This is a genomic window from Planococcus ruber (assembly GCF_022819085.1).
In the GTDB taxonomy this organism is placed as follows: Bacteria; Bacillota; Bacilli; order Bacillales_A; family Planococcaceae; genus Planococcus; species Planococcus ruber.
Genome location: NZ_JALHAG010000005.1, coordinates 1 through 16,434, shown reverse-complemented (window position 1 = coordinate 16,434; position 16,434 = coordinate 1). Strand labels below are relative to the sequence as shown.

At 46.6% G+C, this 16,434-nt stretch carries 16 protein-coding genes, 1 tRNA gene, 1 rRNA gene, 1 other RNA gene and 1 other annotated feature; of the genes, 16 read left to right on the top strand and 3 right to left on the bottom strand.

What is annotated here, in order from left to right:
- From rrf to MTR82_RS11100, 4 genes are all read left to right on the top strand, one after another.
- Nucleotides 1-82: ribosomal RNA gene (rrf, locus tag MTR82_RS11115) — 5S ribosomal RNA — on the top strand; the annotation flags it as partial.
- Between the two features lie 128 nt (nt 83-210).
- Entirely contained in the window at nt 211-687 is a 477-nt protein-coding gene (locus MTR82_RS11110; protein ID WP_246809082.1) for a glutathione peroxidase, read from the top strand.
- 105 nt (nt 688-792) lie between these two features.
- Nucleotides 793-2,259: an IMP dehydrogenase gene (gene guaB, locus MTR82_RS11105; RefSeq protein ID WP_052649549.1), complete on the top strand. Its 1,467-nt coding sequence runs from the start codon at nt 793-795 to the stop codon at nt 2,257-2,259.
- Nucleotides 2,260-2,374: 115 nt separating this feature from the next.
- The gene (locus MTR82_RS11100) at nt 2,375-3,733 is read left to right on the top strand and encodes a D-alanyl-D-alanine carboxypeptidase family protein (RefSeq protein WP_425024020.1); all 1,359 of its coding nucleotides are present in this window, start codon (nt 2,375-2,377) and stop codon (nt 3,731-3,733) included.
- Between the two features lie 47 nt (nt 3,734-3,780).
- On the opposite strand, the gene pdxR is transcribed toward MTR82_RS11100, so the two are convergent.
- On the bottom strand, nt 3,781-5,181 hold the full coding sequence (pdxR, locus tag MTR82_RS11095; RefSeq protein WP_246809080.1) for a MocR-like pyridoxine biosynthesis transcription factor PdxR: 1,401 nt from the start codon (nt 5,179-5,181) through the stop codon (nt 3,781-3,783).
- 104 nt (nt 5,182-5,285) lie between these two features.
- Between pdxR and pdxS the strand changes: the two genes are divergently transcribed.
- The 4 genes from pdxS (at nt 5,286) to MTR82_RS11075 (ending at nt 9,330) form a co-directional block, all read left to right on the top strand.
- On the top strand, nt 5,286-6,170 hold the full coding sequence (gene pdxS / locus MTR82_RS11090) for a pyridoxal 5'-phosphate synthase lyase subunit PdxS (RefSeq protein WP_246809078.1): 885 nt from the start codon (nt 5,286-5,288) through the stop codon (nt 6,168-6,170).
- Nucleotide 6,171: 1 nt separating this feature from the next.
- Nucleotides 6,172-6,786, top strand: a complete 615-nt coding sequence (gene pdxT / locus MTR82_RS11085; protein WP_246809076.1) for a pyridoxal 5'-phosphate synthase glutaminase subunit PdxT — start codon at nt 6,172-6,174, stop codon at nt 6,784-6,786.
- Between the two features lie 11 nt (nt 6,787-6,797).
- Nucleotides 6,798-7,004 (top strand) — a binding site (T-box leader).
- A gap of 67 nt (nt 7,005-7,071) precedes the next feature.
- Nucleotides 7,072-8,346, top strand: a complete 1,275-nt coding sequence (gene serS, locus MTR82_RS11080) for a serine--tRNA ligase (RefSeq protein ID WP_052649544.1) — start codon at nt 7,072-7,074, stop codon at nt 8,344-8,346.
- A gap of 99 nt (nt 8,347-8,445) precedes the next feature.
- On the top strand, nt 8,446-9,330 hold the full coding sequence (locus MTR82_RS11075; protein ID WP_246809073.1) for an alpha/beta fold hydrolase: 885 nt from the start codon (nt 8,446-8,448) through the stop codon (nt 9,328-9,330).
- Here the strand turns inward: MTR82_RS11075 and tadA are convergent.
- The gene (gene tadA, locus MTR82_RS11070) at nt 9,322-9,816 is read right to left on the bottom strand and encodes a tRNA adenosine(34) deaminase TadA (protein WP_246809072.1); all 495 of its coding nucleotides are present in this window, start codon (nt 9,814-9,816) and stop codon (nt 9,322-9,324) included. The two genes, MTR82_RS11075 and tadA, sit on opposite strands and share 9 nt — an antisense overlap.
- Before the next feature lie 132 nt (nt 9,817-9,948).
- On the opposite strand from tadA, the gene MTR82_RS11065 reads away from it, so the two are divergent.
- The 3 genes from MTR82_RS11065 to MTR82_RS11055 all read left to right on the top strand — a co-directional run bounded on the left by MTR82_RS11065 (nt 9,949) and on the right by MTR82_RS11055 (nt 12,210).
- Entirely contained in the window at nt 9,949-10,812 is an 864-nt protein-coding gene (locus MTR82_RS11065) for a YitT family protein (RefSeq protein WP_052649542.1), read from the top strand.
- A gap of 94 nt (nt 10,813-10,906) precedes the next feature.
- On the top strand, nt 10,907-11,545 hold the full coding sequence (locus tag MTR82_RS11060) for a deoxynucleoside kinase (protein WP_052649541.1): 639 nt from the start codon (nt 10,907-10,909) through the stop codon (nt 11,543-11,545).
- Nucleotides 11,542-12,210, top strand: a complete 669-nt coding sequence (locus MTR82_RS11055) for a deoxynucleoside kinase (RefSeq protein WP_246809071.1) — start codon at nt 11,542-11,544, stop codon at nt 12,208-12,210. The genes MTR82_RS11060 and MTR82_RS11055 overlap by 4 nt, the downstream gene beginning before the upstream one ends.
- 208 nt (nt 12,211-12,418) lie before the next feature.
- On the opposite strand, the gene MTR82_RS11050 is transcribed toward MTR82_RS11055, so the two are convergent.
- A tRNA-Ser gene (locus tag MTR82_RS11050) sits at nt 12,419-12,511 on the bottom strand.
- Nucleotides 12,512-12,692: 181 nt separating this feature from the next.
- Between MTR82_RS11050 and ffs the strand changes: the two genes are divergently transcribed.
- From ffs to MTR82_RS11025, 5 genes are all read left to right on the top strand, one after another.
- Nucleotides 12,693-12,958, top strand: an RNA gene (gene ffs, locus MTR82_RS11045) — signal recognition particle sRNA large type.
- 158 nt (nt 12,959-13,116) lie between these two features.
- On the top strand, nt 13,117-14,856 hold the full coding sequence (gene dnaX / locus MTR82_RS11040; RefSeq protein WP_246809070.1) for a DNA polymerase III subunit gamma/tau: 1,740 nt from the start codon (nt 13,117-13,119) through the stop codon (nt 14,854-14,856).
- 28 nt (nt 14,857-14,884) lie between these two features.
- Nucleotides 14,885-15,205, top strand: coding sequence for a YbaB/EbfC family nucleoid-associated protein (locus MTR82_RS11035; protein WP_052649538.1), 321 nt, complete (start codon nt 14,885-14,887; stop codon nt 15,203-15,205).
- Between the two features lie 11 nt (nt 15,206-15,216).
- On the top strand, nt 15,217-15,813 hold the full coding sequence (gene recR, locus MTR82_RS11030) for a recombination mediator RecR (protein WP_052649537.1): 597 nt from the start codon (nt 15,217-15,219) through the stop codon (nt 15,811-15,813).
- A 93-nt stretch (nt 15,814-15,906) separates the two neighbouring features.
- On the top strand, nt 15,907-16,122 hold the full coding sequence (locus tag MTR82_RS11025; protein ID WP_052649536.1) for a YaaL family protein: 216 nt from the start codon (nt 15,907-15,909) through the stop codon (nt 16,120-16,122).
- Nucleotides 16,123-16,434 lie beyond the last annotated feature (312 nt).

The following is a 16,434-nucleotide window of genomic DNA, read 5'->3' as shown; positions in this document are numbered from 1 at the left end:
CCATCCCGAACACGGAAGTTAAGCTCTTTTGCGCCGATGGTAGTTGGGGGTCTCCCCCTGTGAGAGTAGGACGTCGCTGGGCCCTGAATCAGTCGTTACCGTAGCCGGTAACGGCTTTTTTTGTGGTTTTATATTGTTTTCTTAAATCAAATTTCTTGTAACGCCCTATTACTTGGCGATACTCTAAAAGAAACTGAAAGGGCGGGTAAAATGAATGCAATATATAACTTTAAAGTTTTAAAGCCTGATGGAAAAAAAGAATCTTTGGAAGTCTTCAAAGGCCATCCGATGGTGATAGTGAATACTGCCAGCAAATGCGGTTTTACACCTCAGTTTGAAGAACTGCAGCAATTACATGAAACGTATAAAGACCAGGGTCTTCGGGTTCTTGGATTTCCATGCGGCCAATTCAACGATCAAGAATTCCATGATCAGAAAGAAACGATGGAATTTTGCCAAAAGAATTATGGGGTAAACTTCCCGATGTTCGCCAAAGTGGATGTCAAAGGAGAAAATGCGGATCCTTTATTTAAGTATTTGGTATCGGAGCAAAAAGGGATGCTGACAGAGGGAATCAAATGGAACTTCACTAAATTTCTGATTGATAGAGAAGGCAATGTCATCAAACGATATGCTCCGCAAACTTCTCCTTTGAAAATGGAAGAAGATATTAAAAAGTTGCTTTGACCAAGAAGTCCGAATACTTTTTCTTCTTCGGGTTTCCTTGACACTGCATAGCGGCGCTGATAACCTTACAATAATATTTAAAAGGAAGCAGGAGGCGGGTCCATAATGTGGGAGTCTAAATTTGTAAAAGAAGGTTTAACGTTCGATGATGTATTGCTTGTGCCAGCTCGATCAGAAGTATTGCCAAAAGACGTAAGTTTATCGGTGGAATTAACTTCTACGATAAAGTTGAACATACCAATCATCAGTGCCGGCATGGATACTGTAACAGAGGCGAAGATGGCTATTTCAATGGCACGTCAAGGCGGATTAGGGATTATCCATAAAAACATGAGCATCGAAGAACAAGCGGAACAAGTAACTACTGTAAAACGTTCTGAAAATGGTGTTATTACCGATCCTTTCTTCTTAACTCCAACGCATCAAGTGTTTGATGCGGAACATTTGATGGGGAAATACCGTATTTCAGGGGTGCCGATTGTAAACAATGAAGAAGAGCAGAAATTGGTAGGAATTATCACAAACCGGGATCTGCGTTTCATCCAAGATTATTCTTTGCAGATCAATGAAGTGATGACGAGGGAAAAATTAGTGACGGCTCCAGTGGGCACTACGCTGGAAGATGCGGAAAAAATCCTTCAGCAGTATAAAATTGAAAAATTGCCGATTGTGGACAACGATGGCGTATTAAAAGGCCTAATCACAATCAAGGATATCGAGAAAGTCATTGAATTCCCAATCGCTGCTAAAGATGCACACGGACGCTTGCTTGTTGGCGCTGCTGTTGGCGTTACTTCCGATACGATGAAACGCGTAGAGCAATTAGTGAAAGCATCTGTTGACGTAATCGTCTTAGATACAGCGCATGGGCATTCCAAAGGTGTTCTAGATATGGTGCAGCAAATCCGTCAAATGTATCCGGATCTGGCCATCATTGCAGGAAATGTAGCAACTGCAGAAGGCACAAAAGCATTGATTGAAGCAGGAGCTGACGTCGTTAAAGTGGGGATCGGACCAGGTTCGATTTGTACAACACGCGTGGTTGCTGGTGTAGGGGTCCCTCAAATCACTGCTGTTTACGATTGTGCAACAGAAGCACGCAAACACGGCAAAGCGATTATCGCCGATGGCGGCATCAAGTATTCTGGCGATATTATCAAAGCATTGGCTGCTGGCGGCCATGTCGTGATGTTAGGAAGCTTGCTCGCGGGTACGACTGAAAGCCCTGGGGAAACTGAAATTTTCCAAGGACGCCGTTTCAAGACTTACCGCGGAATGGGTTCCATCGCATCGATGGAAAAAGGTTCGAAAGACCGCTACTTCCAAGATGATGCCAAAAAATTGGTTCCAGAAGGCATCGAAGGTCGTCTGCCATATAAAGGACCTTTATCAGATACAATCCATCAGTTGCTAGGAGGCATTCGTGCGGGCATGGGGTATTGCGGAACAAAAGATTTGCAAACCTTGCGCGAAGAAGCTCAATTTATCCGTATGACTGGCGCTGGATTGCGTGAAAGCCATCCGCATGATGTTCAAATCACAAAAGAGTCACCTAACTATTCCATTTCGTAATAAGTAAACCTTTCAGCACCCTTTTTCGTCTAATTTTAGGCGCAAAGGGTGCTTTTTACATGTTTTTGTTTCAGGACCAATATAATATGATAGAATAGCATGGGTAAACTTATAGATGGAGGTATTTATACAGGTGAAGAATGTTTTAAAAATGACGATGTTGCTTACTGTAATGGCTGTTTTCTTAACGACAATTATCATTCCGCAGCAAGCTAAAGCGGAGAATTCATTGAATATAATGGCGGATGCTGCAATTTTGGTTGATGCTGAGACAGGGAAAATATTATACGAACAAAATTCTGAAGCACCGCTTGGAATTGCCAGTATGACAAAGATGATGACCGAGTATTTATTGTTTGAAGCGATTGAAGAAGGCCGTATTACTTGGGATCAGGAATACAAAGTGACGGACTATACTTACAAAATATCCCAGGACTTGCGTTTAAGCAATGTTCCTTTGCGCAAAGATGAAAGCTATACGATCCAAGAACTTTATGAAGCAATGGCGATCTATTCTGCGAATGCAGCGACGATCGGAATTGCGGAAACAATTGCAGGTACAGAAGGTGAATTCGTTCGATTGATGAATGAAAAAGCCGCTGAGTTCGGTTTGAAAGATACAAAATTCGTCAATTCGACAGGCTTGAGCAATAAAGACTTGATGGGGATGCAGCCGGAAGGTACAGGCCCTACAGATGAAAACGTCATGCCGGCACGGTCGGTCGCTCTTTTAGCGAAAACTTTGTTGGACACGTATCCTGAAGTTTTAGAAACAACAAAGATTCCTCAAAAAGTTTTCCGTGAAGGCACGGATGATGCAACGAACATGGAAAACTGGAATTCGATGCTTCCTGGTTTAATCTATGAATACGAAGGTGTAGACGGACTGAAAACAGGAACGACGGATTTTGCAGGACACAGTTTTACCGGTACAGCGAAACGCGGAGACACACGCCTTATTGCCGTTGTCATGAAAGCTGTGGATAGCGAAGGCGTAGGTTCTTACAAAGCCCGTTTTGATGCAACCCGTGCCTTATTTGATTTCGGTTTCGGCCAATTCACGACTGAAGAAATCGTGCCAGCCGGCTATCAGTTTGAAGGAAAAGAAACTTTGCCTGTCACAAAAGGCAAGGAAGACAAAGTAAATATTGCGGTCAAAGAACCGATTAAGATGTTGATCCGCACAGTAGACAAAGATTCTTACAAGCCGGAATTGGTGATCGATGAATCTGTGCTGGCTGACGGAGAAATGGAAGCTGGCGTTGATAAAGACAAAGTGGTCGGTACCGTTAAAGTGGCAAAAACGGAAGGCACTGATTATGGCTACCTGGATGGAAAAAATGCTGGAGCTGAAGTCGTTACAACTGAAAAAGTAGAGCGCGCCAACTGGTTCTCTCTATCGATGCAAGCAGTCGGAAGCTTCTTCTCTACTATGTGGGTTGGAGCCGTTGATTTCGTTACAGGTTTATTCTAATCAAAAGCAGTTCCCCTTTTAAATAAGGGAACTGCTTTTTTGTGCTTTTAAAGGGGATCGATTCCCCAGCAGTGCATTAATTTGGCAATGCCTTGTTCAATTTCCGCTGCTGATAAGCCGCCAAAACCGAGGACAATCTTTGGCGGGGTAAGTGTTCGTCCAAAAATATCGTAGGATTCCAAGCCGAAGACCCGGATTTTTTGCTGTTTGGCCAGCTCAAGCAGCTCTTTTTCGGAGAAGGGGGTCTCGATGGTCAAGACGATGTGCATGCCTGCCTGTTCGCCCGAAACTGTAACTGCCGGTGCATACGGAGCCAACGCGGAAGTCAGCTGTTCTAATTTTTTCTTGTAAAGCTTCCGCATGCGATTCAAGTGGCGCGAAAAATGGCCCTCTTTCATAAATTCAGCGACGATTTGCTGATCGGTTCGCGGAACGGAAGAGGAGTAATGAAGAAACGTCTGCTGATACGCGGCAAGTAGCCGTTTCGGCAGCACCATGTAAGCAATGCGCAAAGAAGGCATCAGCGATTTGGAAAAGGTGCTGAGATAGATGACCCGGCCGCTCAAATCCATGCTTTGCAAGGCAGGGATGGGGCGGCTTGTGTAACGGAATTCACTGTCGTAATCGTCTTCGATAATGAACCGTTCCGTTTTCGCTGCCGCCCAGTTCAATAATTGGGCCCGTTTTGCTGCACTCAAGACCGAACCGCTCGGAAATTGGTGGGAAGGCGTCACGTAAGCGACATCCACAGCGGAATTTTCTAATTCGCTAATATCAATGCCGTCTTCTTCAACCGCAATCGGCACGGCTTTCCGGTCATGGTGGGCAAAAATGGTGTGCGTGAGCGGGTATCCTGGATTTTCAAAGCCATAGACGACATGTTTATCCAGCAGCCGGATCAACAGCGGCATCAATTGCTCGGTACCGGAGCCGATAATAAGTTGGTCTTTATCGCAGACGACCCCTCTCGATTGAAATAAATAACGGGCAATTTCCTGGCGGAGCTCCTCATCTCCTTGCGGATGGCCGGAAAGAAGCAGTTCGTGGTTGCTCTCGTCCATCACTTCTTTGGCGATTTTTCGCCACGCCACAAATGGAAAGGACTGTGTATCAATTTTTCCGGAGTTGAAATCATATTGATACACGAAATGCTCTCTTTGAACCGGCTCTTCCTGCGGGAGGTCGAGATAAGCCAGTTCATCGATAGCTTGGGCATAATAGCCTTTCCGGTCCCGCGCTTCAATAAACCCCTCAGCGACAAGCTGTCCATACGCCAGTTCAACGGTCGTCTGGCTAATGTCCAGAAAATCCGAAAGCTTGCGCTTGCTGGGCAATTTGACGCCGACCGAAATTTTGCCGCTGATGATGGCTTGTTTGATTTCTTCGTAAAGCTGTTTGTATAAAGGGATGGCACCGTCGCGTTTAAGTTGAAACATCAGCATGTCCATAAGATTCTCCTATCTGACCTTACGAATTTATATGAAACTGGTTCTTTTTATATGGTCACTCTTTATTATACTGAAGGTGTAAAGAAAAGAGGAGGGAATTTGGAATGAGTGAACAAGGAACTAATCGCGTTAAACGCGGCATGGCCGAAATGCAAAAAGGCGGCGTCATTATGGATGTGGTCAATGCGGACCAAGCACGGATTGCGGAAGCTGCGGGTGCTACCGCTGTTATGGCATTAGAACGCGTGCCTTCAGATATCCGGAGAGACGGCGGTGTTGCCCGGATGGCGGATCCGCGCATTACCGAAGAAGTGATGAAGGCGGTCTCGATTCCGGTGATGGCCAAAGCGCGTATTGGCCATATTGTGGAAGCTCGTGTGCTGGAAGCGATGGGCGTTGACTACATTGATGAAAGCGAAGTATTGACGCCGGCAGATGAAGAATTCCATTTATTAAAAAATACATATACGGTGCCATTTGTCTGCGGCTGCCGCAATTTAGGCGAAGCCGCACGCCGCATTGGCGAAGGAGCCTCCATGCTCCGGACAAAAGGCGAACCGGGAACGGGCAACATTGTCGAAGCAGTGCGCCATTTGCGGCAAGTGAATGCAGAGGTGCGCAAAGTGGTGGCCATGAGCGAAGACGAGTTGATGACAGAAGCGCGGAATTTAGGGGCTTCGTATGAATTTTTGAAAGAAGTAAAAGAATTAGGGCGTTTGCCGGTCGTGAATTTTGCGGCAGGCGGCGTGGCAACACCAGCGGATGCCGCATTGATGATGGAACTGGGAGCCGATGGGGTGTTCGTCGGATCCGGCATCTTCAAATCGGAAAATCCTGAAAAATTTGCCCGTGCCATTGTTGAAGCCACGACGCATTACCAGGATTACCGATTGATCGCGGAGCTTTCAAAAGACCTGGGCATCGCGATGAAAGGAATTGAAATTTCCACCATCACTGCGGAAGAACGCATGCAAGAGCGGGGCTGGTAAGATGAAACGCATCGGAGTATTGGCGCTGCAAGGAGCGGTCCGTGAGCATATGCGGTCAATTGAAGCCTGCAAGGCGGAAGCTGTTGCGGTAAAGCGCCCAAAAGATTTAGAAGGATTAGACGCGCTGATTTTGCCTGGCGGCGAAAGCACTGCGATTCGCCGGTCCATCGATCGCTGCGGCTTGATGGGGCCGTTGCGGGAGTTTGCAGAAACCGGAAAACCGCTGTTTGGCACATGCGCTGGGTTGATTTTATTGGCAGGTGCGGTGGTAGGGTATGAAGAGCCGCATCTCGGGGTGATGGATGTGGTGGTAGCGCGCAATTCGTTTGGCCGTCAAGTGGACAGTTTTGAAGCAGCGCTCTCGATCAAAGGAATGGCCGGCGCTTTTGAAGCGGTGTTCATCCGTGCACCCCATATCGTCCGTGCCGGCCCATCGGTTGAAGTGCTGTGTGAACATGAGGGGAAAATCGTCATGGCGCGGAGCGGGCAGTTTCTCGGCTGCTCATTTCATCCCGAATTGACCGATGACCACCGGATCATGGAATACTTTCTGAACATGGTTCCTCCAGCCGCGGAAGCTCTCTTGCCAAACGATTCAATTTATAGTAAAGTATGATTAATTTAAAAGTAGAAACGTTGATGGGAACTAGTAGGACGTCTGTTTTTCCAAAGAGAGCCGGTGGTTGGTGCGAACCGGCGAAAAACGCGTGTGAATCCACCCCTGAGTTGCATGGCGACAGAAGCCATTGCCGGTTTAAAGGCCGTTATGTAATGAAGAGGACTGGCTTTTGCCGGTCAATCAGGGTGGCAACGCGGGTAGCTCTCGTCCCTTTTACCAAGGGATGGGGGCTATTTTTGTTGCCTTTTTTCCATGGACTGAAAATTTAGAGGAGGAATTTACATGTTAGACATTAAGTATGTACGTGCGAATTTTGAAGAAGTGAAAACGAAACTGGCGAAGCGCGGGGAAGACATTTCCGTGCTGGACGATTTTGAAACAGTGGATGCCAAACGCCGCGAATTGATTGCCCAGACAGAGAAGTTGAAAGCGGAGCGCAACGAAGCTTCTCAAAACATTGCCCTCATGAAGCGCAATAAAGAAAACGCAGACGAAGCCATTGCCAAAATGCGCGAAGTCGGCGACCAGATCAAAGTGATTGACGATGAATTGCGTGAAGTGGAAGAGCGTCTGAATTACATCATGATGCGTGTGCCGAACATTCCGCATGACAGCGTGCCGGTCGGCGATTCTGAAGACGACAACGTGGAAATCCGTACATGGGGAACAAAGCCGGAATTCGCCTTTGAAGCGAAGCCGCACTGGGACCTGGGGACAGATTTGAACATCATCGATTTTGAACGTGCAGCAAAAGTAACGGGCAGCCGTTTTGTCTTTTACCGCGGGCTAGGGGCACGCCTTGAACGCGCACTGATCAACTTCATGATGGACCTTCACCAGGAAGAGCATGGGTACGAGGAAATGCTGCCGCCGTATATGGTCAATCGCGACAGCTTGACCGGTACTGGCCAATTGCCGAAGTTCGAAGAAGATGCGTTCTTGATTGAAAAAGAGGATTACTTCATGATTCCGACATCTGAAGTGCCGGTAACGAACTTCTACCGCGACGAAATCCTATCAGCGGACATGCTGCCGCAAGCCTTTGCTTCATACAGCGCGAATTTCCGCTCTGAAGCCGGTTCTGCGGGGCGTGACACACGCGGGTTAATCAGACAGCACCAATTCAATAAAGTCGAGCTGGTGCGCTTTGTGAAGCCGGAAGATTCATATGATGAATTGGAGAAACTGACAGGGCACGCGGAAAAAGTGCTGCAGCTTCTTGGCCTTCCTTACCGCGTCTTGAAAATGTGCACGGCCGACCTTGGTTTCACCGCTGCGAAGAAATACGACATTGAAGTATGGATTCCGAGCCAGGAAATGTACCGCGAAATTTCTTCTTGCAGCAATTTTGAAGATTTCCAGGCGCGCCGTGCGAACGTTAAATTCCGCCGCGAAGCAAATGGCAAGCCGGAATTTGTCCACACGTTAAACGGCAGCGGTTTGGCGATCGGCCGCACCGTAGCCGCCTTGCTTGAAAACTGCCAGCAGGAAGACGGCACCATCTTGATTCCTGAAGTGCTGCGCCCTTATATGGGCGGCAAAGAAATCATCCAATAAACTAAATGAGAAGAGCCTGGAAATAGATTGTTTCCAGGCTCTTTATTTTGGTGAAAGCGGGTAAAGAAAGGGAAACGCTAATCGAAAGGAAGGATGGAAGTGGAACAGGTCTCTTTTGAATATGTCAAAACGAACGGCATTACCTTGCATACGGCAGTGGCAGGTCCGGAAAACGGACCGCTTGTCGTGCTGCTGCACGGCTTCCCGGAATTCTGGTATGGCTGGATCCATCAAATTGAACCGCTGGCAGCGAAAGGCTACCGCGTCGTTGTGCCCGACCAGCGCGGCTATAATTTGAGCGACAAACCGGCAGGCATCGAACAGTACACGCTGGATTTATTGCGCGATGATATTGTCGGGTTGATCGAGGGGTTTGAACGAACAAGCGCTACCATTATCGGCCACGATTGGGGAGGTGCGGTCGCCTGGCATTTGGCTGCCACTAAGCCTCAATATGTGGATCAGCTCATCGCCGTCAACATTCCGCATCCAAAGGCGATGCCGCGGGTCATGAAGAAAAATCCGGCGCAATGGGTGAAGAGTTCCTATATCGCTTTTTTCCAAATGCCGGAGCTTCCAGAGAAAACATTGGCAGCGGACTATTTTAAAACAATGGTCAGCAGTTTGGTATCGACGAGCCGGCCAAACACGTTCTCGGAAGAGGAGATTTCCGCTTATCAATCCGCTTGGGCGCAGCCAGGGGCATTGACCGCGATGCTCAATTGGTACCGGGCGATCCGAAAAGGCAGCATGCTGCAGACGCCTGAAGAAAAAATTAGAGTGCCGGTGCGGATCATCTGGGGGTTAGGGGATCAATTTCTGTCTCCGATGCTTGCAAAAGAAAGCCTGAATTTCTGCCGCGACAGCGAATTGGTTTTTGTCGGCGAGGCTACCCACTGGGTGCATCATGAACAGGCTTATATCGTGAACAAGTTAATTGCACAGTTTTTAAGCGAGAAAAAAGCGGAAGATCCTTTACAATAGGGACTCCCGCTTTTTCTTCTTTTTGTTCTCCCGGAGGGCCCGGAAGAAATTCGTCAATAGCTGGCCGCATTCTTCTGCCAAGACGTTTTCCGTCACGTCGCATTGGTGGTTAAAGCGCTCATCGTTCAATAGCCGATAGAGGGAATCAACGCTGCCCGCTTTCACATCGCGTGCCCCGTAAATGACGCGCGGAATGCGCGACTGCAGAATGGCCCCTGCACACATCGGACAAGGCTCTAAGGTTACGTAAAGCTGGGTATTTTCCAATCGCCAGCTGCCGAGTTTCTGGCAGGCTTCCTGGATGGCCAATAATTCGGCATGAGTCACGGCGTTTTGCGTCGTCTCCCGAAGGTTATGGGCCCGTGCAATCACTTCCCCGTCCCGGACGATGATTGCCCCAATCGGCACTTCCCCTTTTGCTGCTGCTTTTTCCGCTTCTTCCATTGCCAATTGCATGTAAAAATGATCTAATTCGCTGCCATTCATCAAACATCGCTCCTTAGGGATAGTGTAGCATTTTTTTGTCATTTTAAAACCGCTTTCAAGACAAACGTCCCGATAAAAGGTAAAATAAAAAATAGCTTAAACAGACAAAGGCGAACACATAGGGGAGATTTGATGGTAAAAGAACATAAAAAGGAGTCCTTTCGGCATTTTATCGGGCGTTTTTGCCTTATTTTATTAGGTGCGACAATGGCTGCTGTTGCAATTGAGCTTTTTTTAGTGCCTAATTCGATCATCGATGGCGGGATCATCGGGATTTCATTGATTTTGGATTATTTGACGCCGATTCCTTTCGGTATTTTGATGGTAGTCATCAATCTGCCATTCCTCTTCTTTGGATACAAACACATCGGAAAAAACTTCTTTCTCTCTTCGATTTTTGCGATTGTAGCGCTTGCCATTATCGAATTTCCCCTGCATCCGATTCCTGGAGTGGTCGATGACCCGCTGCTTGCCACGGTTTTCGGCGGTCTGATCCTGGGTGCAGGTGTAGGGCTCGTCATCCGCAATAGCGGCGCGCTGGACGGGACGGAAATCCTCGGCATTTTATTGACGCGCAAACTGCCTTTTTCAGTCGGTGAATTCGTGATGTTCGCCAATATTTTCATTTTCCTATGGGCCGGCTTCGTGCTGGGATGGGAACATGCGATGTATTCGATTTTGACTTATTATATTGCTTCGAAAACCATTGACATGGTGATTCAAGGCCTGGACGATACGAAAGCGGTGCTCATTGTTTCAGATGAATTTATCGAACTGGGCGATGCCATCAATTCGCGCCTTGGCCGCAGCGTGACGAAACTTCACGGCAAAGGCGGTTTTGAAGAATCGGCGAAAGATGTCATTTATGTCGTCGTCACGCGTTTGGAAATTTCAAAGCTCAAACAGATTGTGGCAGACATTGATCCAACCGCATTTGTCACCATCATGGACACGCAGGAAGTGCACGGCGGAACATTCAAAGCAGCTATCCATTAAACTGGACGGCTGTTTTTTTTCTACTTTTCAGGTGCTGTCTATGGTAAAATAAATGGCACTGCATCACACTTGAAAAGAAAGAGGGGGACTTCCCATGCCGGTGCCATTTATCACGGTAGAAGGTCCGATAGGCGTTGGCAAAACGTCGTTGACGAAAGTAATTGCTGAACAAAACCAATTCCAACTGCTAAAAGAAATCGTGGACGAAAACCCGTTTCTCAATAAATTCTATGAAGATATTGAAGAATGGAGCTTCCAGACGGAAATGTTCTTTTTATGCAATCGCTATAAACAATTATCCGATATCCAGAAAAAGTTCATCTCAAACCGTGAACCTGTCGTAGCGGATTACCATATTTTTAAAAATCTCATTTTTGCGAAGCGCACATTGCCGGAAGCGGAGTATGCCAAATACGAAGCGATTTACCGTATCTTGACCGCAGACATGCCTAAACCCAATATCATCATTTATTTGCATGCGAGCCTGGATACGCTGATGAAGCGCATCAAGCTGCGCGGACGCGAATTTGAAAAAATGATCACGCCGGAATACATGGAGCAGCTTGCCGCTGACTACCATGCCTTCATCGAAGTTTTTGAACAGGCGCATCCGGAAATACCGGTTCTTCGCTTTAACGGAGATGAAATCGATTTCGTCCAAAATGAAGCAGATCTGCAGCTGATTTTAAGAAAAGTGGACGAAACTTTACAACAAAGGAGCTTATCAATATGAATTTACGCGAAAAATACGGCATCCCTTCGGATGCTGTTATTACGATTGCCGGGACAGTAGGCGTCGGCAAGTCGACAATGACAAAAGCTTTGGCAGATGCCTTGCAATTCCGGACCTCGTTTGAAAAAGTGGACACGAATCCTTATTTGGATTTGTTCTACGATGATTTCGAGAAATGGAGCTTCCATCTGCAGATCTATTTCCTGGCTGAACGCTTCAAAGAACAAAAGCGGATGTTTGAATACGGCGGCGGCTTTATTCAGGACCGTTCGATTTACGAAGATACCGGCATTTTTGCGAAAATGCACTGGGAAAAAGGCACAATGAACAATGTCGATTACGAAACGTATACGAATTTGTTCGAGGCGATGGTCATGACGCCGTATTTCCCGCATCCGGATTTATTGATTTACCTGGAAGGCTCGCTTGAAGACATTCTAGGGCGCATCCAGGAGCGCGGCCGCTTGATGGAGCAGCAGACTCCTGTCGAATACTGGGTGGAGATGCATGAACGCTACGAGAAATGGATCAACAGCTTTAACGGCTGCCCCGTCCTGCGCCTGAACATCAGCGACTATGATTTGATGAACGATCCGGACTGCTCGGAGAAAATCCTGGAGCGCATCGGAAACTTCCTTCAACAAACGGCTGTCTTAAAAAAATAAAACACAAAACCCCTTTAGCTCAATGGAGTTAAAGGGGTTTCGTATTTCCCGGGAAATAGACGGGGCGCAAATAAAAAAGCAGAAGGCGAAAGCCCTCTGCTTAAAAGTTTATGTATCAAAATCTTCAGACATATAACAGTCAAGAAAAATTCGCTACTTGCGTAACGAATCCAATCTCGAATTTATATGCGCGTGTAAATTCAAAAAATGGAGGAGGAAGAGGGATTCGAACCCCCGCGGGATTTGACTCCCCTGTCGGTTTTCAAGACCGATCCCTTCAGCCAAACTTGGGTATTCCTCCGTATCAGACAAGAATTAATTTATCACGGATTGATATTTGCTGTCAACACTTTCAAAGAATTTTTTTGAGATTTTTTTAAACTCGTGAAAAAACTTGAATGGAATAGGGGATTTAATAGGATTTTATTTTAATAAAGCTTACGGATTGATTTTTTTAAGGAATATTCGTATACTAATAAATGCCGTGCTAGGTGGGAAGGTAGCGGTGTCCTGTAACCTGCAATCCGCTCTAGCAGGACTGAATTCCTTTCTGAGGCTGTTTGTATGCAAGGTCTGCCTCTTGCACGTAGTGTTGACGTCTGGGTCCTGCGCAATGGGAACCCATGAACCATGTCAGGTCCGGAAGGAAGCAGCATTAAGTGGAACTTTTCATGTGCCGCGGGGTTGCCTAGATCGAGCCAACGACAAGGGTAACGCTTGTGTGCAGCAGTCGAAGAAAGGTGCACGGCATTAACTTTAAAACTCAGAGCCTGTCCGCAAGTTATTGCGAGCAGGTTTTTTGTTTGTCCTAAGGGACATTCACCGGGAGAAATCATTCAGAAGAACCTCTCATTTATGGTATAATTAAAGGACCGAAAACAGATTTTACAAAAGGAGAGAAAACCGTTGGCGTATCAAGCTTTTTATCGTGTGTACAGACCGCAGTCCTTTTCTGAAATGTCAGGTCAGTCGCATATCAAACAAACCCTTCAAAATGCTCTCCTTTACAATAAGACCACGCATGCTTATTTGTTCTCGGGACCAAGAGGAACAGGGAAGACAAGTACAGCAAAGATTTTTGCCAAAGCACTGAACTGTGAGCAAGCGCCCGTTGCCGAACCATGCAACGAATGTACTTCTTGCCGCAGCATCACCGAAGGTTCAAATACAGACGTCATTGAGTTTGATGCGGCGTCCAACTCGCGTGTAGAGGAAATGCGGGAAATTATCGAGAAAGTCCGGTTCTCACCAGCGAATTCTCGGTTTAAGATCTACATCATCGATGAAGTGCATATGCTTTCGAATAGTGCCTTCAACGCGTTGTTAAAAACATTGGAAGAGCCGCCGGAACATGTGGTGTTCATTCTCGCCACAACCGAACCGCATAAATTGCCGCTGACCATCATTTCACGCTGCCAGCGCTTTGATTTCAAACGGTTGACGCAAGCAGACATCGTGGACCGAATGGTCGAAGTATTGACGGATGCAGAAATTCCGTACAACGAACAAGTGCTGAAAGTGATTGCGCAGGCTGCTGCAGGCGGGATGCGGGATGCCCTAAGCTTACTCGACCAAGTCGTTTCTTTCAGCGGGGACGAAATGACGCTTGAAGATGCGTTGCTCGTGACCGGATCGATTAGCCAAGACATGTTCTACGATATTGCCGAAGCGTTGGTGGCAAAAGATATCGGACAAGCGCTCACACTGCTTGAACAATTGGTGCGGGAGGGGAAAGACCCGGTCCGTTTGGTGGAGGATTTCATCACTTTCTTCCGCGATCTCCTATTGATCCAGACAGCGCCGGATTTGCACGATATGCTGGAGCTTGCGAGCCACGAACCGCGTTTTGAAGAGTTGGCGAAACAATTTAATCCAGCGACATTATATGAGTGGATTGATGTTCTCACGAAAACGCAGCAGGAAATGCGCTTTTCCAACCATACAAAAATCTATATGGAAACGGCCTTGCTGAAAATGGTGCAAGCGGACGCGCCTGCCTTAACTTCATCTTCTCAAGCTTCCGCTTCGCCGGAATTGGAAGCAAAAGTGAATCAGCTGGAGCAATTGGTCATCCAACTTCAGCAGCAGCTGAAAAATGGAGCTGCGGCAGCACCGGCTGGGGCCGCTGCAGAACCGAAGAGACGCCAGCGTTCGCAAAGCAGCTACAAGACGCCGGTTGGCCGGATTGAAGATGTCTTGAGAAATGCGACGAAACCGGATATCCAGGCGATTAAAACCAATTGGGCGATGGTGATGGCCCAGCTGCAGAAATCCCATTCGGCTTTATTGAACGAAGCGGAGCCCGTGGCGGCTTCACCGGATGCTTTTGTGTTAAAATTCAAGTATGATATTCATTGTCAGATGGCAGCAGATAACCAAACCTTTTCTGTTGCTTTCAGCCAGCTGCTTGAGCAATATACAGGGAAAGCGTATACGCCCATCTTTGTACCGGATGAAAGCTGGCTAAAAATCCGAGAAGATTTCATTAAGAGCAATGGATTGAAATCAGGTGCAGAGGAAAGACAGGCAGAGTCGGAAGAAGAACATCCTTTCTCGGCGGAAGGCGAAGCAGCGGAAGAAGATCCGTTCATTGCTGAAGCGGAGCGGCTTTTCGGAAAAGACTTTGTCGAAGTACAGGAAGACTAATTAAACGAATCTTAAGGAGGAAACAATTATGCGCGGTGGCGGAAATATGCAAGGCATGATGAAACAAATGCAGAAAATGCAAAAACAGATGGCAGAGGCCCAAGAAGAATTAGGAACATTGAAATTTGAAGGATCAGCTGGCGGCGGCATGGTGAAAGTTACCGTATCAGGCCACAAAGAAGTTTTGGATTTCGTATTGGATCCATCTGTTGTTGATCCGGAAGATGTTGAAATGTTGCAGGATTTATTGATCGTAGCTACAAACGAAGCATTTAAAAAAGCGGATGAACATGCGAATTCCACAATGGGGAAATTCACTAAGGGCTTAAATATTCCTGGCATGTTCTAGGAGGAAACAGTATGCATTACCCTGAACCAATTTCAAAATTAATGGAGAGTTTTATGAAGTTGCCAGGAATCGGGCCGAAAACAGCGGCCCGGCTGGCATTTTTTGTGCTCGGAATGAAAGAAGATACCGTTCTTGATTTTGCGAAAGCGTTAGTGGATGCAAAGCGGAATTTAAGTTTTTGTTCTAATTGCGGCCATATTACAGACATCGATCCTTGCCATATCTGCCAGGATCAAAGCCGTGACCGTTCCACTATCTGTGTAGTGCAAGATCCGAAAGATGTTATTGCAATGGAAAAGATGCGCGATTACACGGGTCTGTATCATGTGCTGCAAGGTGCGATCTCTCCAATGGATGGAATCGGGCCGGAAGACATTAACGTACCGTCATTGTTGAAGCGGCTTCAAGACGAGACCGTAAAGGAATTGATCTTGGCGACGAACCCGACAATCGAGGGTGAAGCAACGGCTATGTACATTTCCCGTCTCGTGAAGCCATCCGGCATCAAGACGACAAGAATTGCGCATGGCCTTCCAGTCGGCGGAGATTTAGAGTATGCAGATGAAGTGACTTTATCAAAAGCTTTAGAAGGCCGGCGTGAACTCTAATACCAGATTTGTAATTATAGTTAAGCATTCTCCCACTTGCAAAAGTGGGAGTTTTACTGCCCAGTAAGATAGGGCTGAAGAGGAGATTGGCAAATGCTGTTTTCAAAAAGAGGGAAATTGAAAAAAGAATTCGATGAACAGCTCATCAACCAGTTCATTGAAATAAAGCAAAGTCTTCAGAAAGCCCAAAGGCTTGAGGAACTCTCAGATGATTACGACCTATTCGTCATCACAGAGAGAAAGGTCATCGAAAGCAAATACCTGTTTCTGCTGAAAGAAGCAAGGAACCGAAAAGTGAAGATCCGATAAAAGCAGTGCTTATCAAGCGCTGTTTTTTATTGCTGGAAATTTGAAAAAGAAGGTAAATGTTAATGAATCAAAAGGCTTTTTATCAAACGCTTATATAGAAGAAACTCATTAACAATAGTGGAATACTTTTTAAATATAATATTTATCGCAAAAAGTGTTGACACTTATGAAAACATGCTTTAATATAATAGGAGTCGCCAAGAGAGAAACGAAAAACGAATAACATCTGAGCGACAACATGAACCTTGAAAACTGAACAGCAAAACGTCAACAAAAGACGTCACGAGCGCTTCGGCGCGAGAACGGCTTTTG

Coding starts and splice junctions, on each gene's coding strand:
- guaB (WP_052649549.1), top strand. CDS start 793: ATGTGGGAGTCTAAATTTGTAAAAGAAGGTTTAACGTTCGATGATGTA.
- pdxR (WP_246809080.1), bottom strand. CDS start 5,181: ATGGACATGCTGATGTTTCAACTTAAACGCGACGGTGCCATCCCTTTA.
- MTR82_RS11110 (WP_246809082.1), top strand. CDS start 211: ATGAATGCAATATATAACTTTAAAGTTTTAAAGCCTGATGGAAAAAAA.
- recR (WP_052649537.1), top strand. CDS start 15,217: ATGCATTACCCTGAACCAATTTCAAAATTAATGGAGAGTTTTATGAAG.
- pdxS (WP_246809078.1), top strand. CDS start 5,286: ATGAGTGAACAAGGAACTAATCGCGTTAAACGCGGCATGGCCGAAATG.
- tadA (WP_246809072.1), bottom strand. CDS start 9,816: ATGAATGGCAGCGAATTAGATCATTTTTACATGCAATTGGCAATGGAA.
- pdxT (WP_246809076.1), top strand. CDS start 6,172: ATGAAACGCATCGGAGTATTGGCGCTGCAAGGAGCGGTCCGTGAGCAT.
- MTR82_RS11055 (WP_246809071.1), top strand. CDS start 11,542: ATGAATTTACGCGAAAAATACGGCATCCCTTCGGATGCTGTTATTACG.
- MTR82_RS11100 (WP_425024020.1), top strand. CDS start 2,375: ATGGAGGTATTTATACAGGTGAAGAATGTTTTAAAAATGACGATGTTG.
- serS (WP_052649544.1), top strand. CDS start 7,072: ATGTTAGACATTAAGTATGTACGTGCGAATTTTGAAGAAGTGAAAACG.
- MTR82_RS11065 (WP_052649542.1), top strand. CDS start 9,949: ATGGTAAAAGAACATAAAAAGGAGTCCTTTCGGCATTTTATCGGGCGT.
- MTR82_RS11035 (WP_052649538.1), top strand. CDS start 14,885: ATGCGCGGTGGCGGAAATATGCAAGGCATGATGAAACAAATGCAGAAA.
- MTR82_RS11025 (WP_052649536.1), top strand. CDS start 15,907: ATGCTGTTTTCAAAAAGAGGGAAATTGAAAAAAGAATTCGATGAACAG.
- MTR82_RS11060 (WP_052649541.1), top strand. CDS start 10,907: ATGCCGGTGCCATTTATCACGGTAGAAGGTCCGATAGGCGTTGGCAAA.